The 18,562-nt window shown below is 39.6% G+C and carries 16 protein-coding genes (1 of these 16 cut by a window edge); 12 read left to right on the top strand and 4 right to left on the bottom strand.

Annotation, left to right across the window (positions count from 1 at the left end):
- Positions 1–62: 62 nt before the first annotated feature.
- The gene (locus tag CPS94_RS06445) at positions 63–500 is read right to left on the bottom strand and encodes a GtrA family protein (RefSeq protein ID WP_112194444.1); all 438 of its coding nucleotides are present in this window, start codon (positions 498–500) and stop codon (positions 63–65) included.
- 242 nt (positions 501–742) lie between these two features.
- On the opposite strand from CPS94_RS06445, the gene CPS94_RS06440 reads away from it, so the two are divergent.
- The 3 genes from CPS94_RS06440 (at position 743) to CPS94_RS06430 (ending at position 5,165) form a co-directional block, all read left to right on the top strand.
- Positions 743–2,182, top strand: a complete 1,440-nt coding sequence (locus tag CPS94_RS06440) for an ATP-binding cassette domain-containing protein (protein ID WP_112286415.1) — start codon at positions 743–745, stop codon at positions 2,180–2,182.
- 27 nt (positions 2,183–2,209) lie between these two features.
- Positions 2,210–3,466 (top strand): hemolysin family protein, encoded by a 1,257-nt coding sequence (locus CPS94_RS06435; protein WP_112194447.1) that lies wholly within the window; start codon positions 2,210–2,212, stop codon positions 3,464–3,466.
- A 121-nt stretch (positions 3,467–3,587) separates the two neighbouring features.
- Entirely contained in the window at positions 3,588–5,165 is a 1,578-nt protein-coding gene (locus CPS94_RS06430) for a peptide chain release factor 3 (RefSeq protein ID WP_112194449.1), read from the top strand.
- A gap of 92 nt (positions 5,166–5,257) precedes the next feature.
- On the opposite strand, the gene CPS94_RS06425 is transcribed toward CPS94_RS06430, so the two are convergent.
- From CPS94_RS06425 to CPS94_RS06415, 3 genes are all read right to left on the bottom strand, one after another.
- On the bottom strand, positions 5,258–6,409 hold the full coding sequence (locus tag CPS94_RS06425) for a MucBP domain-containing protein (protein ID WP_112194451.1): 1,152 nt from the start codon (positions 6,407–6,409) through the stop codon (positions 5,258–5,260).
- A gap of 145 nt (positions 6,410–6,554) precedes the next feature.
- Complete coding sequence (locus CPS94_RS06420) at positions 6,555–6,830, bottom strand: DUF1827 family protein (RefSeq protein WP_112194454.1); 276 nt, start codon at positions 6,828–6,830, stop codon at positions 6,555–6,557.
- A gap of 152 nt (positions 6,831–6,982) precedes the next feature.
- Positions 6,983–9,145 (bottom strand): ATP-dependent Clp protease ATP-binding subunit, encoded by a 2,163-nt coding sequence (locus CPS94_RS06415; RefSeq protein WP_112194456.1) that lies wholly within the window; start codon positions 9,143–9,145, stop codon positions 6,983–6,985.
- Positions 9,146–9,297: 152 nt separating this feature from the next.
- Here CPS94_RS06415 and CPS94_RS06410 point away from each other — a divergent pair, with 152 nt between their 5' ends.
- The 9 genes from CPS94_RS06410 to CPS94_RS06370 all read left to right on the top strand — a co-directional run.
- Complete coding sequence (locus tag CPS94_RS06410) at positions 9,298–9,486, top strand: hypothetical protein (protein ID WP_004051506.1); 189 nt, start codon at positions 9,298–9,300, stop codon at positions 9,484–9,486.
- A 194-nt stretch (positions 9,487–9,680) separates the two neighbouring features.
- Positions 9,681–9,947, top strand: coding sequence for a phosphocarrier protein HPr (locus tag CPS94_RS06405; RefSeq protein ID WP_004051507.1), 267 nt, complete (start codon positions 9,681–9,683; stop codon positions 9,945–9,947).
- A complete protein-coding gene (ptsP, locus tag CPS94_RS06400; RefSeq protein WP_112194458.1) occupies positions 9,947–11,668 on the top strand; it encodes a phosphoenolpyruvate--protein phosphotransferase in 1,722 nt (573 codons plus the stop codon). Before CPS94_RS06405 ends, ptsP begins: the two co-directional genes overlap by 1 nt.
- A 190-nt stretch (positions 11,669–11,858) precedes the next feature.
- Entirely contained in the window at positions 11,859–13,040 is a 1,182-nt protein-coding gene (locus CPS94_RS06395; RefSeq protein WP_112194460.1) for a glycosyltransferase family 4 protein, read from the top strand.
- Positions 13,041–13,053: 13 nt separating this feature from the next.
- Positions 13,054–14,076 carry a glycosyltransferase family 4 protein gene (locus CPS94_RS06390; RefSeq protein WP_112194462.1) on the top strand — a complete coding sequence of 341 codons (1,023 nt, stop codon included), beginning with the start codon at positions 13,054–13,056 and terminating at the stop codon, positions 14,074–14,076.
- Positions 14,076–15,095, top strand: a complete 1,020-nt coding sequence (locus tag CPS94_RS06385) for a lysylphosphatidylglycerol synthase transmembrane domain-containing protein (protein WP_112194464.1) — start codon at positions 14,076–14,078, stop codon at positions 15,093–15,095. The genes CPS94_RS06390 and CPS94_RS06385 overlap by 1 nt, the downstream gene beginning before the upstream one ends.
- 131 nt (positions 15,096–15,226) lie before the next feature.
- Positions 15,227–15,460, top strand: coding sequence for a YkuJ family protein (locus CPS94_RS06380; protein WP_004051512.1), 234 nt, complete (start codon positions 15,227–15,229; stop codon positions 15,458–15,460).
- A gap of 132 nt (positions 15,461–15,592) precedes the next feature.
- Positions 15,593–16,555 (top strand): IS30 family transposase, encoded by a 963-nt coding sequence (locus CPS94_RS06375; protein ID WP_004048827.1) that lies wholly within the window; start codon positions 15,593–15,595, stop codon positions 16,553–16,555.
- An 87-nt stretch (positions 16,556–16,642) separates the two neighbouring features.
- Positions 16,643–18,562, top strand: the 5' portion of a protein-coding gene (locus CPS94_RS06370; RefSeq protein ID WP_112194468.1) for an LTA synthase family protein. The gene runs 144 nt beyond the window's last position; 1,920 of the gene's 2,064 nt are visible here — the first part of the coding sequence; its start codon is at positions 16,643–16,645; the stop codon falls past the right edge of the window.

Raw genomic sequence — 18,562 nt, 5'->3', positions numbered from 1 at the left:
GTTAGATTCCTTTGTCCAACTTAGGGGGTTCACTTCAGGGCGGATCTTTTAGTATAGCTTAGTTATTCTTCACTAGTTTCTTTTGGCAAGATCTTAGCGGTCGTTTTGAAGATGAACCACTTACTAAAGAAGTAATTCAAGATACCACAGATGAGTTGGTCGAGTATTTTGGCGAGATCTTTATAGAGGGCTAAGAGTTGCACACCGGTAAACATCAGCCCAATATCCAAGATAAATGAGAAGAGCCGAACATTACAAAATGAAGCAAATTCTTGGAGGGTCTGTTTAAAGGGCGTATTTTTAGAAGCAAAGACCCAATGTTTATTGGTCACGAAAGTAAAAATGATTGCAACGATATAAGCTAAGCCGTTAGCTATCAAGTAGTTAAAACCAAGATCTTTTTCCAAAATATGGAATAAGACAACATTGATAGCACTAGCTAAGGTCCCAAAGAAAGTATAAGCAAAGAAGTTTTGATATTTACGATAGAATTTTTTCAAGTTGGCAAAGCTACTATATCGGATCTAGTCAAATACAGCTTTTCCTTTCTTAAGTTTGTTTACTACCGTCTACATTAGTTTTAGATCAGAGTTGCGTAAAATAGCAACTAACCTTAATATTATAGTAGAAACACATGTTTTAGTGCAAATTTTGGATTCGATCAGCTTTCTAGTTGACGCTAGGAAGGCAATTTTGTACTATTGAAACTAGCTTAATTTGATAAGGTAATTGGTGAGAGAGTATGGCAAAAATAGAAATCAAATATATTACTAAGAGCGTGCCGTTGCTCCTAGATAAAAAAGAAAAACACGATACGAAAAACTTTTGGGAATTACGCGGGATCGATCTGGCTGTAAATGCCGGTGAAGCAGTCGGGGTGATCGGTGATAACGGCTCAGGCAAAGCAGCCTTGATGAAGATCTTAGGACAAAAAGACAGACAAACAACGGGCTTTATCACGACTAAGGCCAAAAGATCTTATGCTTCGTGTACGAGTTTAGATCCAGAAAAGACCGGACTTGAAAATATTCGCCAAGCAATCGCACAAGCTGACATTGATGAATTCAAGGGTAACCATTATACGAACGGGATCATCAATTTTTCTGAGGTCGGTGAATTATTGTATCGTCCCGTTAAAGAGTATTCAACGGGGATGTATGCGCGGTTAGCTTTGAGTATCGTATTGTTAATTGATCCAGAATTAGTCATTTTAGATGAAGTTTTATCGCCAGTTGACCGAAACTTTTACTTTAAAGCTGTTCAAAAGATCCAACAGTTAAAGGATACAGGTGTTACGTTTATCGTTTCTGAAGTGCGTCCAGTTATTATCGAGACGCTCTGTGAACGTACGGCTCTGCTACAATTTGGTGTCTTACAAGATTTTGGAGCCACAACAGAAGTGATCAGACAGTATGAATATGCTTGTGAATGGGTCGCTAATTTGACTTTACCTGAAAAAAATGACTATTTAGCAGAAAAGCAAGCTGAACAGGTCAATTTTGATATCAATAAAGTTTATGAAGTGTTCAAGAGTGAACAATTTAAGCATGGTTATACCCGTAAAGATGAACCACGGATGCGTAAAGAATTTTTTGTTGAACGCGGTAATGATCCAGTGCAACGCGAAAAGACTACACAGACAAATAAACCAGCTAAACGTGTCGATTCTAAAGTGATCCTTGCTCTATTAACACTAGTAGCGCTTGTCTTTTTGGGCGGTTTTTGGTATCAAAAGACCCAAGCTTCTAATGCAACGAAAGCTAAGGAAAATTCAGCAAGTATCGCTAAGGTCAACTCACAAAAAAAAGCTTCTTCTTTAAGTCAAAGTAAAACTAAAGCGTTAAGCGCTAAAGAAGCCAGCCAAAAAGCCGCCAGTGAGAGTGCTCAAAAAGCGGCAGAAGAAAGTCAACGTAAGCAAGAAGAGGCAAGTAAACAAGCTGTAGCTAGTTCAGAAAGTGCAGCTAAGGCAAGTAGTGAGAGCGCAGCTAAAGCAAGTAGCGAAAGTGCTGCCAGTTTGTCTTCGGCTCAAGCTGATGCGCAAACGATCAATGTGGCTGATGGTGATACGCTTGAGTCATTAGCTGCAAAATACGCAACTACAGTCGAAAAAATTCAAGAGTTGAATAATTTAGGTTCAAGTGTCGATCTAACAGCTGGTGAAACACTTTATGTACCGAAATAAAATTAATTAAGAAAAGGTGATTTATGTATGGGATCAGCTCCTGGACAGCCCCTGTTATGGGCAATGAGCGCATTGATCGCAGTCGTTTTATTTAGCTTGAATGTAATTGGGGAGCAGGCATTACGTCAAAGTACGGAGGCGCAAAAAGAAAGCCTAAATTATCGGGCTAACGGTTGGATCGCAGCCTATTTTAGCAAAATCGCATTTGGTTTCTTAGCCATGGCTAGTATCACACAGATCGTCAGTGGTACTTGGAAGCTCGTGGCCTTGATCGTCTTAGTCGTGGCCTTGATCGGATCAGAATTTGGCTTAGCTAGCAAAGTGACGGTCGAAAATAGTGGTTTATTGTGCCAAAAGTTAGGGTGGTTACTAAAACTTGAAAATGTGATCTTATGGCCACTTACTAAGGTAGTCACGTTAGTTCAGCAAAAAGGCCAGATCGCTGGACCAACGGAGATGTCATTTGAAACGATCGTGGAAAACATTCAACGACAACGTAAAGAAAGTGAATTGGATACGGCTGACTTTGAGATGATAAATGGTGTCTTATCTTTACACGATAAGACGGCACGAGAAGTTATGGTACCACGGATCGACGCATTTATGATCGATATTACAAATGATAATGATCGTAATATCGACAGTATTTTAGAAATGGACTATTCGCGGATCCCAGTCTATCATGAAGACAAAGATAATATCGTCGGGATCGTGCATATCAAAAATGTTTTGAAGCGTGCGCGCCGTTATGGCTTTGAACGTCTGACGATCCGGCAGGTGATGCATCCAGCGTTTTTTGTCCCTGAAACGATGCCAGTCGATGAGCTGCTCTTGCAGATGCAAAAAACACAAAACCAAATGGCTATCCTATTAGACGAATATGGTGGGGTCGTAGGTTTGACGACTTTGGAAGATATTTTAGAAGAGATCGTCGGTGAGATCGAAGATGAATCTGATGAGCCAGCCAAATTGATCGAGCAAGTAGCTGAAAATGAATTTATCGTTCAAGGGAAAATGACTTTGACAGAATTTAATGATGAATTTGGGACTAAGCTTGAAATGGATGATATCGATACCGTTGCTGGTTATATTATTGCTAAAACAGGTAAGATCCCGGACGACGATGAAGTGTTGACTGTTACAAAAGATGATGGTCTAGTGTTGAAAACAGTTGAGATCGTTGATGATGCTCGGATCACTAAAGTTTTAGCAGTGATCCCACCTGAACTTTCAGGGTGGCGTAAACTTAGAACATTGGATCCAAAAGAAGATCAAAAAAATTGATTATAGAGTAAAGGTCGGTCTTAACTAAGTGTTGAAACCGACCTTTTTTTAAAGTAAGATAATATGTGACATTTAGAGAAGTTAGCCAAAAGCTGATATAAAATTTAATTGTGAGGTAAGTATGAAAACAAATGAATTAAAACAAGCCGTTGAAAAAAGACGGACCTTTGCGATCATTTCTCACCCTGACGCGGGTAAGACAACGATCACAGAACAATTGCTTTTATTTGGGGGCGTCGTTCGTCAAGCTGGGACAGTTAAAGCCAAAAAAAGTGGTAATTTTGCTAAATCTGACTGGATGGAGATCGAAAAGAAACGTGGGATCTCAGTTACGAGTTCGGTCATGCAATTTGACTATGCCGGCAAGCGCGTTAATATCCTTGATACCCCTGGGCACGAAGACTTTTCCGAAGATACGTATCGTACATTGATGGCAGTCGATTCAGCGGTGATGGTGATCGACTCGGCTAAAGGGATCGAGCCGCAAACTAAAAAACTTTTCCAAATTTGTAAAATGCGTGGGATCCCGATCTTTACATTTATCAATAAATTAGACCGTGATGGCCGTGAGCCTTTGGAATTGACAGCCGAACTTGAAGAAGTTTTGGGGATCGATGCCTATGCGATGAATTGGCCGATCGGGATGGGGAAAGGTCTCAAGGGGATCTATGATATCTATAATGATCGGATCGAACTTTACCGCTCGGAAGCTGATGGTCAAAAATTCCTCGAACTTGATGAAAATGGCGAGATCAAGGGTGATGATCCGTTAAAAGAAGATAGTATCTATCAACAAGTTTTAGAAGAAGTTGAATTGGTCAAGGCTGCAGGTAATGAATTTGACGAAGAAAAGATCGCAAATGGTCAATTGACACCGGTCTTCTTTGGCTCGGCTTTGACGAACTTTGGGGTCAAAACATTTTTAGATGCCTATCTCCAGTTTGCACCATCCCCAACAGCCCATAAGACGCAAGCTGGTGGTGAGATAAAACCGGCTGATCCAACTTTCTCAGGTTTTATTTTTAAGATCCAAGCTAATATGAACCCTAACCACCGTGACCGGATCGCCTTTGTCCGGATCTGTTCGGGTGAATTTGACCGTGGAATGGATGTCTTTTTGAACCGAACAGGTAAAAAGATCCGCCTTTCTAATTCGACTCAATTTATGGCTGATACACGTGAAACAGTTGAAACTGCTGTTGCTGGCGATATTATTGGATTGTATGACACGGGGAATTTCCAGATCGGGGATACGATCTACACGGGTAAAAAAGCGATCGAATTTGAAAAATTACCACAATTTACGCCAGAATTATTTGCACGTGTTACGGCTAAGAACGTGATGAAGCAAAAGTCATTCCACAAAGGGATCCAACAATTAGTGCAAGAAGGGGCAGTTCAGCTTTATCAAAGTTATAGTACCGGTGACTATATTTTAGGTGCAGTTGGTCAATTGCAGTTTGAAGTTTTCCAATTTAGAATGGCAAATGAATACAATTCTGAAGTTGTTATGACGCCAATGGGCAATAAGATCGCACGTTGGATCGATCCAGAACAATTAGATGAAAAGATGTCGAGTTCAAGAAACTTACTTGTTAAAGATCGGCAAGGTGCACCACTATTTCTGTTTGAAAATGAATTTTCAGAAAGATGGTTCAAAGATAAATATCCTGATGTAAAATTAACGGCAAAACTGTGATCAATAGGCGCTAGTTAATAACAAAAGCTCAGAACTGACAGTTAAGAGATCTATGTCTCAACTGTCAGTTCTGAGCTTTTTGGTATATATGATCACGGGTCCAAGTTTAGGTATTCGCGGATCGTCCAACCAAGTCCATTGACCTCAAACCAAAGCATCCCTTCAACTCTGATCCGTCCTGTCAAAGTTACGATCTGTCCATTTTTGATCAGTCCGACTTTTTGCCCAAACGGTTTATCGTATAAGACAAGTTCACCATCGGGGATAAAGTCGATCATTGCATTATGGCGAAGGTCGATCGAGTGTGGTAGATCGATCTCAAGGGTATCATGCTCACTGATCACAGCTGGTTTTTTATCCAACATTGTCATCAATTCGGCATCATATTTGATCCAAATGCTACCGCCTAAGCAATACCAACGTTGATCGTTAGTAGTAATGATCGTTTCAAAAGTTTGCCAAATAGTATTTTTAGCCAAGATCACATCGGTAACTTGCCCATCAGGAGCATCTAAGCAAGGTAGGGACTGCTTGAATTTTAGATAGTGTGGGGTATAATCAACATCTTTCCAACTGTCCCGACGATAAAAATAGGTCACAGCTTGTTGATCATAAGTAAAGATCCCATGTGTCAAACCACGAGCCCGTAAGAGAGTGTAGTTGCGGATCGCAGGTGATGAAAGAGAAAACTCATCCCCGACTTTTCCTTTAATAAAAGTTGGTTTTTGTAAAAAACGGCGATCATCGATATCTTGACAAAAGATCCAAATGTTACCAGCATCTTTTTTACGATAGGTAAAAGTGATCGCAGCGTAAGGCAAGACAAAATCACGCGTAAAGCCATCGACTTGGATCAAATTATAACCTTCAAAATCTTTGAATCTGAATTTGATCGGTTCGTGGCGCTTACCCGAAATGATCTGCGGTGAAGCTAAGAATTTCTTGTCTTCATCTTGGAAGATCAAGATGACAGTCGAATCCTGGGTAGTGGCTTTTTTCTTGAGCTCATTTTTAGTCGTGACCGCTTGTTTTTGGTCTAATACGATCTCTGCTTCTTTTTTTAGTGGTGGCGCCGGGGCGATAGGTTGCTGAGCTGGCGCAGTTTTTTCGATCTCGATCTCTGGTTGTTCCTCGAGCAATGCTTCTTTGATTGGAGCTATTTCGATTTTAGAACGCTTAGCAAAGCGCGACCGGTGTTTTTTATTATTTGGATGTTTTGTCTTTTTTTGTCTTTTCGGTGCCAACTTGAACTCGCCTCCCTCGTATCGGTATCACGTCAATTATAACGTATCTCTAAAATGATTGCACAAAATTATTACTAGATAGCTTAAATTTTTTAGTACTTAATAATAAAAAACCCCGTAAGGTAGCTTACGAGGTTTCTAGGTATTAGTTCTCCAAATTTATTTCCACTAAGTTTCCTTGAGCAGTAACAGTCGCAGCGTCGGCACGGTCTTTTAAAAGCTTAGTTTTAACAAATTCAATTTCTTTAGGGGTGATCTGACGAATTTTGTTTGAGATGACGATCTCAGAAAAAGCATGCTTTTTCTTATAGACGACTTTTGAATTCCCTAGGGTATACACTTTGATGAAATGAACTGGTGATTTAACTAATTCATGTTGGATCATGCGAGAGTAACTATTGGTAACATCGATCAGTTGCATGTTGATTTCCTCCTTTGCTAAATATAGTAAAATGTTTGAAGTAAAATGCATGCTTCAAATTACCAATTCTATATAACTATTATAAACTATCTGATAGAAATGTTGAAAATAAAAAACTGGGAAGTTGGTAAAAAAACTCCCAGTTTGTTGAATTATTCAGTAACGTTTGCTTCACTGATCACGATCGTATCGTCACTTAGATCAGCGTAAAAGTTTTTAACTTGGGGATGATCAAGGTAAAAGTCAGTTACTTTGTCTTCGATCTGGTCTTGGATCGTCCGGCGTAGTGGACGCGCCCCCATCTTAGGATCATAGCCTAATTCGACTAATTTTTGGCGGGCCTTAGTTGAAACTTTAAGTGACATTCCGTTTTCTTGTAGCGTTTGGTCGACTTTTTCGAGCATCAACGAAACGATCTGGTCAAGATTTTCTTTAGTCAAAGCATTGAACTCGATAATATCATCAAAACGGTTCAAAAATTCTGGCTTGAAGTATTTAGTCAATTTATCGACCACAGAATTAGGGGTGCTCTTGGTCGTGCCAAAGCCAACGTTGACGATCGGATCACCTGAACCGGCATTACTTGTCATGATGATGATCGTATCTTTAAAGCTGACAGTCTTGCCTTGTGAATCAGTCAAGCGCCCATCATCTAAGATCTGCAAGAACATATGCATGACATCGGGATGAGCTTTTTCGATCTCGTCTAATAAGATCAAGCTATATGGATGTCGCCGAACTTGTTCGGTTAACTGGCCCGCTTCTTCATATCCAACGTAACCCGGAGGCGAACCGATCAATTTAGAGACAGAGAATTTTTCCATGTATTCACTCATATCAAAGCGGATCATGGCCTCGGTCGTTCCAAATAGTTCTAAAGCAAGTTGTTTAGCTGCTTCCGTTTTCCCGACTCCTGTAGGACCGACAAAAAGAAATGAACCGATCGGTCGACCTGACTTGTTAAAGCCGATCCGATTGCGCCGGATCGAGCGGGCAACTTTATCAACGGCACGGTCTTGGCCGATAACGTTTTGCTTGAGTGTTTGGGCTAGAGTTTGTAATTGTGCTTGTTCTTTTTGTTTGAGTTCACCGACAGGGATAGAAGTCATTTCCTCGACGATCTTTTCCATATCTTGGGCGGTAACTTCGCTTTTGACTTGAGGTTTAGCTGTTAAATGTTCTTCTAGTTTAGCGATTTGATCGCGATAAAAGGCGGCTTTTTCATAATCTTCTTGGTCTAAAGCAGCTTTTTTATTTGTCTGTGCTTGAGCTATCTTAGCTTTGACTTCGCTTGGGTCAAAAGCTTGTAAAGCTAAATTCTTACGCGAGCCGGCTTCATCTAAGAGATCGATCGCTTTATCCGGCAAATAGCGGTCCTGAATGTAGCGAGTCGAAAGTTGGATCGCACTTTCAAGAGCTTCATCGGTATAGGCGACTTGATGGTAGCTTTCATATTTAGCACGTAGGCCGTGTAAGATCGCTAAAGCCTCTTCTTTAGAAGGTTCTTCAACTTGGACGGGTTGTAAACGCCGCGCTAAGGCCGCATCTTTTTCGATCGTACGAAATTCGTTTAAAGTAGTAGCCCCGACAAGTTGGAACTCACCGCGAGCTAGAGCTGGTTTTAAAACGTTGCCAGCATCCATGCCTCCCTCAGCGTTTCCAGCCCCAACGATCTCATGGATCTCATCGATAAAGAGGATGATATCTTGTTTTTGTTTCAATTCATCCATTAATTCCTGCATGCGTTGCTCAAATTGACCACGGATCCCGGTCCCTTGGACTAAGGAAACAACGTCTAAGCGGATAACTTTTTTATTTAATAGTTTTTGTGGAACATCGCCGTCAACGATCTTTTGAGCAAGACCTTCGACAACTGCTGTTTTCCCGACTCCGGCTTCACCAGTAAGGACAGGATTGTTCTTAGTGCGCCGATTCAAGATCTCAGTTACACGTTTTATCTCGCGGTCACGCCCGATAACTGGGTCGATCTGGCCCGCTTTGGCTTGGGCAGTGAGATCAAGCCCATATTTATCTAAAATGCCTTCGTTATCACCATTATCTCCGCCTTTTGTTTGGGGACCTTGCGCTGGTGTGGGACGCTGTTGGCTTTGGCGTTTGATCTCTTTAAAGAAATCAGCGAATGGATCACTACCCAATGGATCTTGGAAGATACCATCCAAGGAAGGTGGTAGTTGACTTTGATTTTTCAAAGCTCGATAGCAGTTAGGACAAAGGTCGATCGAAGTTTGGCGACCGTTGATGTTTGTTGTTAAATGTAGCGTAGCGTGGTTTTGCTGACAATTTTGGCATAACATAGCAATTCGCGACCTTTCCGGTTAAATTTAATGTCAAAATCAGTTTGACCAACTTTGACCTTTGTAGCTTTATTATACAAATTTTTATCTTAAGTGCAAGCAAAAAAATTGGAGATGGTATAATTTTAAAATGTGTGAGAGGGGGTAGCAGGATGGAAAAGGATTATCAAACATTATTAGATCGCTTGCATGCAGGTGAGATAACAGAATTTGAGATCGAAACAGCTGAATTTATGGATTTTCAAAAGATTTTACTAAATTATAATTATCGGAAAAATGTGGTCGGTACAGCTAAACGTGGTGGCGGAGTTATCTATCATTATCACAAAAATGATAAATAAATTTTTTTTGACATATTATCAAAATGTTTAAGAGTGATACCTTGTCTTGATAAATAATTCATGGTATTATTCTTTATAGCAGGTGCAACACTTAGTGTAACCGCTAATGTAAACGAATTCTTTTACAGCTGTGATCAATTTGTTTACTAATTGTTGCACAAATCTTATTTATATTTAAAGGAGCATGATCCACAATGGAAAAGAAAGAATTTCACGTAATCGCAGAAACAGGTATTCACGCACGTCCAGCTACACTTTTGGTGCAAGCAGCAAGCAAATTTAACTCAGATATTACATTAGAATATCAAGGTAAATCAGTAAACTTGAAATCTATCATGGGTGTTATGTCATTAGGTGTAGGTCAAAACGCTGATGTTGTGATCTCTGCTGATGGTGCTGATGAAGCAGAAGCGATCGCAGCTATCGCAGAAACAATGACAAAGGAAGGACTTGCTGAATAATGACGAAAATGTTGAAGGGTATCGCAGCTAGTGACGGAATTGCAGCCGCAAAAGCCTACATGCTTGTGCAACCTGACCTTTCATTTTCTGAAACCAGTATCTCTGATCCAGAAGCTGAGATCAAGCGCTTGGATGATGCTGTAGCAGCCTCCAAGAGTGAGCTTGAAGCTATCAAGCAAAAAGCTACCCAAAACTTAGGGGCTGAAGAAGCTGAAGTTTTTGAGGCGCACTTAACGATCTTGGCTGACCCTGAAATGATTGGTCAAATCGAAAATCAGATCAAAAATGAAAAAGTTAATGCCGAAGCTGCGTTGAAGAGCGTAACAGACATGTTTATTTCCATGTTTGAAGGCATGACAGACAATGCTTACATGCAAGAACGTGCAGGCGATATTCGCGACGTAACTAAGCGTGTCATGAGTCATTTATTAGGTGTAACTTTACCTAACCCAGCTTTGATCGACGAAGAAGTTGTGATCGTAGCACATGACTTGACACCATCTGATACAGCGCAATTAGACCGCAATTTTGTTAAGGGCTTTATCACTGATATCGGTGGTCGGACATCGCACTCTGCTATCATGTCAAGAACCCTTGAGATCCCTGCAGTCGTAGGCTCTGGCTCAGCAACAACTGAGATCAAAGAAGGCGATATGGTCATTATCGATGGTATTGCTGGGGATGCAGTTATTGATCCAACGGCTGATCAATTAGCTGAATATGAACAAAAAGCTGCTGATTTCAAGGCTCAAAAAGCTGAATGGCAACAATTAAAAGATGCTAGATCTGTCTCAAAAGACGGCAAACAAGTTATCTTAGGGGCTAATATCGGTACCCCTAAAGATGTTACGGGTGCTGTTGATAATGGGGCCGAAGCTGTTGGCTTGTTCCGTTCTGAATTCTTGTACATGGATGCAAGTGAGCTTCCAACAGAAGAAGAACAATTCAAAGCTTACAAAGAAGCAGTTGAAGGTATGGATGGCAAACAAGTTGTCGTACGTACAATGGATATTGGTGGGGATAAGGATCTACCTTATCTACCACTACCAGAAGAAGAAAATCCATTCTTGGGTTACCGTGCGATCCGCATCTCATTAGATCGTCAAGATATCTTCCGTACTCAATTGCGTGCATTGTTACGTGCTTCACACTATGGACGCTTGGCTATCATGTTCCCAATGATCGCTACTGTCAAGGAATTCAAAGATGCTAAGGCGATCTTTGAAGAAGAAAAAGCTAAGTTAGTTAAAGAAGGTATCCCTGTTTCTGACGATATTGAAGTCGGAATGATGATGGAGATCCCTGCTGCTGCAATGATCGCAGATAAGTTAGCTAAGTATGCTGATTTCTTTAGTATCGGAACCAATGACTTGATCCAATACTCTATGGCAGCTGATCGTGGTAACGAACGTGTATCTTACCTTTACCAACCATATAACCCATCTATCTTGCGTTTGATCAAGAACATCATTGATGCTTCACATAAAGAAGGTAAGTGGACTGGTATGTGTGGTGAAATGGCTGGTGATCAAGTTGCTGTGCCATTGTTGCTTGGTTTAGGTCTAGATGAATTCTCAATGAGTGCAACTTCGATCTTGAAGACACGTAGCTTGTTGAAGAAACTTGATTCAGTTAAGATGCAAGAATTAGCTCAAAAAGCAGTTGAAGATTGCGAAACAACTGAAGAAGTTGAAGCTTTAGTAGCTGAATACACGAAGTAATATTCGATCAACTTATCTTAAAAAGAGACCGGAAAGAGATTTCTGGTCTCTTTTTGTCTAAAATCAGTTGGAAAATGTTAAAATATTAAGAATAGTATTTTTTTGCTCTTCGTATCAGTGAGAGCATTGCAAAGGAATAGTTAAAACCATATAATTAAAACTGATAAAAAGTTGAGGAGGAAAGGTGCTTGTGAATATCGGCATATTTACAGATACGTATTTTCCGCAAGTTAGCGGGGTTGCGACATCGATCGATACTTTGCGTTCACAATTAGAACAAAAAGGACATACGGTCTATATTTTTACGACTACCGATCCTGATGTCGAGAAAAATGTCTATGAGCGCAATGTGTTTCGCTTTGCTAGCATTCCATTTATTTCTTTTACCGATAGACGCATCGCTGTTAGGGGGCTATTTCAGTCTTATCAAGTAGCTAAAGAATTAAATCTAGATATTGTTCATACGCAAACTGAATTTTCAATGGGATTGATCGGGAAGTTTGTAGCTAAAGCGCTAAAGATCCCGTGTGTTCATACTTACCATACGATGTATGAAGATTATTTACATTATGTGGCCAAAGGAAAATTATTGAAACCCTCCCATGTACGTTTGATGACCTGTTCATTTTGCGAAAAAATGAGTGGGATCGTGGCGCCAAGTGCCCGTGTTTTAGCGACTTTGACTCGGTATGGGGTCAAAGAACCGATCACCGTTATTCCGACGGGAGTTGATTTGACACGGTTTAAAGTCGTTAATGAAAATAACGTTCGAAAACACTACGGAATAGCTGAAAATGCGCCGTTATTATTAACATTGAGTCGCTTGGCTTTTGAAAAAGATATCGATCGCATGGTGGCTAGTTTTCCGGCGATCAAAACCAAAGTTCCAGGGGTCAAATTGTTGATCGTAGGGGATGGTCCAGCTAAAGAGTCATTGCAAGAGCAAGTAAAAGAACTCGGATTGACCGAAGATATCATCTTTACAGGTGAAGTTGACAATACTCAAGTGAGTGAATTTTATCATGCAGCTGATCTCTTTGTTTCAACGTCGATCTCAGAGTCACAAGGCTTGACTTATATCGAAGCATTGGCAGCAGGGACTAAAGTAGTTTCCTCGAAAAGCCCATATACGGCTGAACTTTTAAGTGATCGGGCGATCGGGGCAAATTTTGAGACTTTAGAAGAATTTGTTGAGTTAGTAGTTGAATATTTGACGAAACCAGCCAAATATCAAGATCCTAAGCCGCTACAACAAAAGTTAAAAGAGATCTCAGCTGATGAGTTTGGTGAAAAGATCTTACAATTTTATGAACGCAGTAAGGAACACTATCTAGAGTTGAATCAAACCACTTACTCAAAAGAACACAGCTAAAAGGAGTTTTCTGATGTTAAATGTTCACATGTATTCGTCGGCAACCAAGGTCAAAGGCCAAGGGGTGGGCAGTGCATACACCGAACTGATAAAGTTGCTAGAAAAATACTATCCTGAGCAGTTGGCGATCACGATCAATGAGTTTAGCCCAGCTGATATCAGTCACTATCATACGATCGACTTAAAGTTTTTCTTTTCGACTTTTTCCAAACGTCGAGGGAAAAAAGTGGGTTACGTCCACTTCTTACCAGAAACACTGGAGGGAAGTCTTAAGTTACCGTGGATCGCACGTAAAGTATTGTATCGGTATGTGATCGCTTTTTATAAGCGAATGGATGCCTTGGTCGTTGTTAATCCGACTTTTATTCCAAAACTAGAAGCTTATGGGATCGCTCGTGAAAAAATAACTTATATTCCTAATTTTGTATCTAAAAAGGAATTTCATCCAATCGCTAGTGAGGAAAAAAAGCAGTTACGGGTGAAAAAAAAGTTGCCTACCGCTAAATTTTTGATCGTTGGTGTGGGACAGATCCAGGAAAGAAAAGGTGTCTTTGATTTTATCGAGTTAGCTAAGCGCAATCCTGAATTCGAATTCGTTTGGGTCGGAGGCTTTTCGTTTGGAGTGATCACTGACGGCTATGCCGAGTTAAAAAAGGTCGTTGATGATCCACCTGAAAATTTACATTTCCCTGGGATCGTTGAACGGACTGAGATGTGTGAGTACTACAACTTAGCTGATGTTTTCTTGTTACCATCATATAATGAGCTTTTTCCGATGAGTGTGCTTGAAGCGTTTAGTTGTGAGACGCCCGTTGTTTTACGTGAACTTGAACTTTACGAAGGCGTTATCGCGGGTTATTATGCTGGTTGTGCTGATATAGATGAGATGGAAAAAAAGCTCAAAGAGTTAGCTAAAGACCCAGCTGTATTAGCCAAATTACGTGAGCGGGCTAAAGCAGCAGCAAAGTTTTATTCAGAAGATCGCTTGGCCTTGATCTGGTTGGACTACTATAAAAAACAAGCGGGGAAAGTGTGATGTCAAAGAAAAATAAATTAGCCCTCTTGCTAATGATATTGATCGGAGTCGGGATCTTTTTTTATTCTGTTCAAGGGATCTCATATCATGACTTGGTCGGTGATATCATGCATCTTAATTGGTGGTGGATCGCAGTGGCTGTCTTATGTATGGCATTGTCGATCGTTTGCGAGGGTTTTGTGGTCAAGGAATTACTAAAAAGACAGTTTCCAACTTATTCTTTTAAGGATTCATTGCGGATCCCCTTGATCGAAGCTTTATTCAATGGGATCACCCCGTTTGCTTCAGGTGGGCAACCGGCACAGTTATTTGCCTTATTGCAATCCGGGGTAGATGCTGGCCGGGCGACTTCGATCTTATTGATGAAATTTGTGGTATATCAATCGATGATCGTTTTAAATTTCATCGTTTGCTTATTTTTAGGATTTCATTTGATCGCCGATAAATTGCATGTTATGGGATTGCTGTTGATCTTTGGTTTTTTGATCCATTTGGCAGTGATCTTAGGTTTGTTATTGATAATGTATTGGTATGGCTTTACTAAAAAGATGACTAATCTATGCTTGCGCCCTTTTAAACGCTTGTTAGCTCCAGAACGTTATGAAAAATACGATAAGTTACTCAATGAGAAGATCGATAACTTTTATCGGGAGAGTTTACAGTTAAAGGCGAACTACCGCTTATTGTTCAAAGTTAGTTTGATCACTTTGATCCAACTATTTTTCTATTACATCATCCCATTTTTTATTTTGTTAGCTTTACGAGTCGAGCATGCTGAATTATTGACAGTAATGACGCTTCACGTTTTGATCGTGATGGTGATCTCACTATTTCCGATCCCTGGGGGTGCTGGTGGGGCCGAATATAGTTTTTCGCTGATTTTTTCGACCTTTGTTAACAGTGGAAGTAAACTGGTCTTGGCGATGATAATTTGGCGGATCATTACTTACTATTTAGGGATGTTTGGTGGCATGGTAGCTTTGGTGATCAAACCAGATAAATATTCAAAACAAGATTAAAGAGAAGATCATCTTAAAATCTTCAATTTTTTTGAATTGTTTCATTATATTTGGTGTGTTAGTATATAATTTGCTAAGGTATATCAAAAGTAGGTCCATGATCTACTTGAATGAAGAGGAGATTTATATCTATGGAAAATTCACAACTTGTGGCAATTATCGAAAGACTAGATGCGATGATGAAAGCAGACACAAATGAAGTTCAATCACGTCGCTTTGAGCGTGAAGGACAAGAAAGAGGATTTGTAACCTACGATCCAGCAACACAAACTTTTGAATTAGAAGAACTAGCAACACATCAAAAGTTCGATTTTGATGATATCGATCTAGCAGCGATGGAGATCTACGACTTGCTAAACGACTAATTTTAAAATATTTTTAAGTCTTGTGGAATAACTATCTTTTTCACGCAGTTTGTAAAATTAAGTTAGAAAAATAAAAAGCCATTTGTGATAGACTTTTGAGTACCAACAAACAAAAGTAAAGGAAAATCACAAATGACCTATAATCATCTTACCATAAGCGAACTGTCCTTCATACAAAATTTTTGGAATCAAGGTGTTAAAGCCTATATTGTAGCTAAAACCTTAAAACGTAGTGCTGAAACTATTTATCGAGTATATCGTTTTTTAGATGCTGGGAATTCGATCTCTGAATACTATGAAAACTATCGGGCTAATAAATCTAAATCCGGCCGTAAACTCATCGTATTACCTAATGATGAGCTTGAGTACATCAAGGAAAAAGTTAGTCTAGGTTGGACTCCTGATACGATCATCGGACGTAATGAAAAACATATCAGTTGCTCAATGCGTACGCTTTATCGCATCTTCAAGCGTTCTAACGTTTTAGATGTGACCTCGCTCCCAATGAAAGGAAAAAGACATCCAAATGGTTACGTTGAACGCCGTGGAAAAGCTGGACGACTAGGTCGGGCTCTTTCAGAGCGGCATCAGGACTATCCCAACTACCATAATGAATTTGGACATCTTGAAGCTGATACGATCCAAGGTAAAAAACATCGTGGTGCAGTAATGACATTAGTTGAACGAAAGTCTAAGGCTGTCATCATTTTGAATACACGCCATAAGACGGATAAAGCTATCTTTGAGAAACTTGATGCTTTACTTTCTGTTACTCCTAAAGGACTCTTTAAATCGATCACTTTTGATAATGGTAAGGAATTTTCTAAGTGGAAAGATATCGCTAATAAGCATGATATCAGTACCTACTTTGCCGATGTAGGTGCTCCTAACCAACGTGCACTAAATGAACATACGAATGGATTACTTAGGAAAGACGGACTAGGAAAAGATATGAATCTCAGTGATCTCCCCACTGACTATGTCCAACAAGTAGCTAGCTATAGAAACAATATTCCACGTAAAAGTTTAAACTACAAAACCCCACTAGAAGTATTCATGAAGTACATTACAAATGAGCATGTAGTTTTTTTCTAACTTAATTTGACAATTCAGGTCATAGGATATTAAACTATAATTTGACGCATAGACAATTAAATACTACTTATTATTGGAGGCAATTAGATGCGTTCAGTGCTAAAGAAAGTCCATGATGGGCTGAATACGCGCACAGGGTTTTTTATTTTAACTCTGGTATTACTTTGGATTAAAACGTATGCTGTTTATGTTAATAAGTTTAGCTTAGGGATCAATGACAGCATGCAACGCTTCTTGCTCTTGTTAAATCCGCTCCCAACAGGTTTATTACTTTTAGGGATCGCCCTTTATTTTAGAGGTAAGAAGTCCTATTGGATCATGATGATCGTCGATTTGATCGCCTCATTATGGCTTTTTGCTAATATTTTGTACTATCGGGAGTTTTCTGATTTCCTATCAATGGGGATCATTAAGTCTTCGGGATCAGTTTCAAATAATTTATCGTTAAGTATTGGCGAGATCTTGCATCTCAGTGACTTATGGGTCTTTGTAGATGTGATCATTTTGACATTACTATTGGTATTTAAGGTCATCAAAATCGATACACGCCCTGTAAAGTTCCGCTATCCGGTCGGGGTCACACTGTTATCATGTGTTTTGTTTGCAGCTAATCTAGGTTTAGCCGAAAAGAATCGCCCACAACTGCTGACACGTACATTTGACAATAACTATATTGTTAAATATTTAGGTATTAACTTCTATGCTGCTTATAACGCTTACCAAACGTATAAGGAAAGTGCTACAAGAGCTAGTGCAAGTAGTAGTGATATGGATCAGGTCTTGAAGTTTTTGAAAAAAAACAAAACAACGGTCAATCCAGAATACTATGGTAAAGCAAAAGGTAAGAATGTTTTTGTTTTCCATTTGGAAAGTTTCCAACAATTTATGATCAACTATAAAGTTAATGGTAAGGAAGTAACGCCAAATATCAATCAATTTTATAGCGATCAAAGCACGATCTCCTTTGATAATTTCTACCACCAAGTAGGACAAGGGAAGACTTCTGATGCTGAAACGATGTTAGAAACATCACTCTTTGGTCTACCATCAGGGTCAGTTATGACATCTTATGGTACCAATAATACCTTCCAAGCAATGCCAGCTATTATGGACCAACAAGGTTATACAACGGCGGCATTTCACGGAGATGTTGGTAGTTTTTGGAATCGCGATAATACCTATAAATCTTGGGGATATCAATATTTCTTTAGTGAAGACTACTACAAGAATAAATCCAACTATAGTATTGGCTATGGTTTGAAAGATAAGCTATTTTTACAACAGTCAGTCAAGTACATCGAACAGTTACCGCAACCGTTCTATGCAAAATTGATCACGGTCACAAACCATTATCCATACGAACTTGATAAGCAAAATCAAACGATCGAAAAGACGACAACAGGTGATAGTACTGTTGATGGATATGTTCAAACTGCTAAGTATTTAGACGATGCTTTTGGTGAATTTATCAGTTATTTGAAAAAAGCAGGTCTATATGATAATTCGATGATCGTTGTTTATGGTGATCATTACGGTATTTCAAATAACCATAAAAAGGCGATCGCACAATTACTTGGTAAAAAGAGCGTAGATAGTTATGATCTAGCACAATTCCAAAAGGTTCCATTTATGATCCATGTTAATGGCATCAAAGGTGGGATAGATCACACTTATGGTGGTGAGATCGACGTTATGCCGACCTTATTAGATCTTTTGGGGATCAAGAATACGGATACGATCCAATTAGGGAACGACTTGTTAGCTAAGGATCGAAACCAGACAGTTGCCTTTAGAAATGGTGACTTTGTTTCACCTACATTTACCAAGATCGGAAGTACGATCTATAATGACAAAGGTGAAGATGTTACAAATAGTTTGACGGCCGAACAAAAGGCGCAAGTTAAAGCGCAGACAGAATACGTTGATGAAGAGTTATCGCTTTCTGATAAGATCATCACAGGTGATCTGTTGCGTTTCTACACGCCTGAAGGCTTTAAAGCGACTGAT

The organism is Ligilactobacillus murinus (assembly GCF_003288115.1).
Lineage (GTDB): Bacteria > Bacillota > Bacilli > Lactobacillales > Lactobacillaceae > Ligilactobacillus > Ligilactobacillus murinus.
Note: the sequence above shows the minus strand (reverse complement) of the source record. Positions and strands in the feature narration are given on the sequence as shown.

Coding starts and splice junctions, on each gene's coding strand:
- CPS94_RS06420 (WP_112194454.1), bottom strand. CDS start 6,830: ATGCAACTGATCGATGTTACCAATAGTTACTCTCGCATGATCCAACAT.
- CPS94_RS06380 (WP_004051512.1), top strand. CDS start 15,227: ATGGAAAATTCACAACTTGTGGCAATTATCGAAAGACTAGATGCGATG.
- CPS94_RS06435 (WP_112194447.1), top strand. CDS start 2,210: ATGGGATCAGCTCCTGGACAGCCCCTGTTATGGGCAATGAGCGCATTG.
- CPS94_RS06410 (WP_004051506.1), top strand. CDS start 9,298: ATGGAAAAGGATTATCAAACATTATTAGATCGCTTGCATGCAGGTGAG.
- CPS94_RS06390 (WP_112194462.1), top strand. CDS start 13,054: ATGTTAAATGTTCACATGTATTCGTCGGCAACCAAGGTCAAAGGCCAA.
- CPS94_RS06385 (WP_112194464.1), top strand. CDS start 14,076: ATGTCAAAGAAAAATAAATTAGCCCTCTTGCTAATGATATTGATCGGA.
- CPS94_RS06375 (WP_004048827.1), top strand. CDS start 15,593: ATGACCTATAATCATCTTACCATAAGCGAACTGTCCTTCATACAAAAT.
- CPS94_RS06405 (WP_004051507.1), top strand. CDS start 9,681: ATGGAAAAGAAAGAATTTCACGTAATCGCAGAAACAGGTATTCACGCA.
- CPS94_RS06415 (WP_112194456.1), bottom strand. CDS start 9,145: ATGTTATGCCAAAATTGTCAGCAAAACCACGCTACGCTACATTTAACA.
- CPS94_RS06430 (WP_112194449.1), top strand. CDS start 3,588: ATGAAAACAAATGAATTAAAACAAGCCGTTGAAAAAAGACGGACCTTT.
- CPS94_RS06440 (WP_112286415.1), top strand. CDS start 743: ATGGCAAAAATAGAAATCAAATATATTACTAAGAGCGTGCCGTTGCTC.
- ptsP (WP_112194458.1), top strand. CDS start 9,947: ATGACGAAAATGTTGAAGGGTATCGCAGCTAGTGACGGAATTGCAGCC.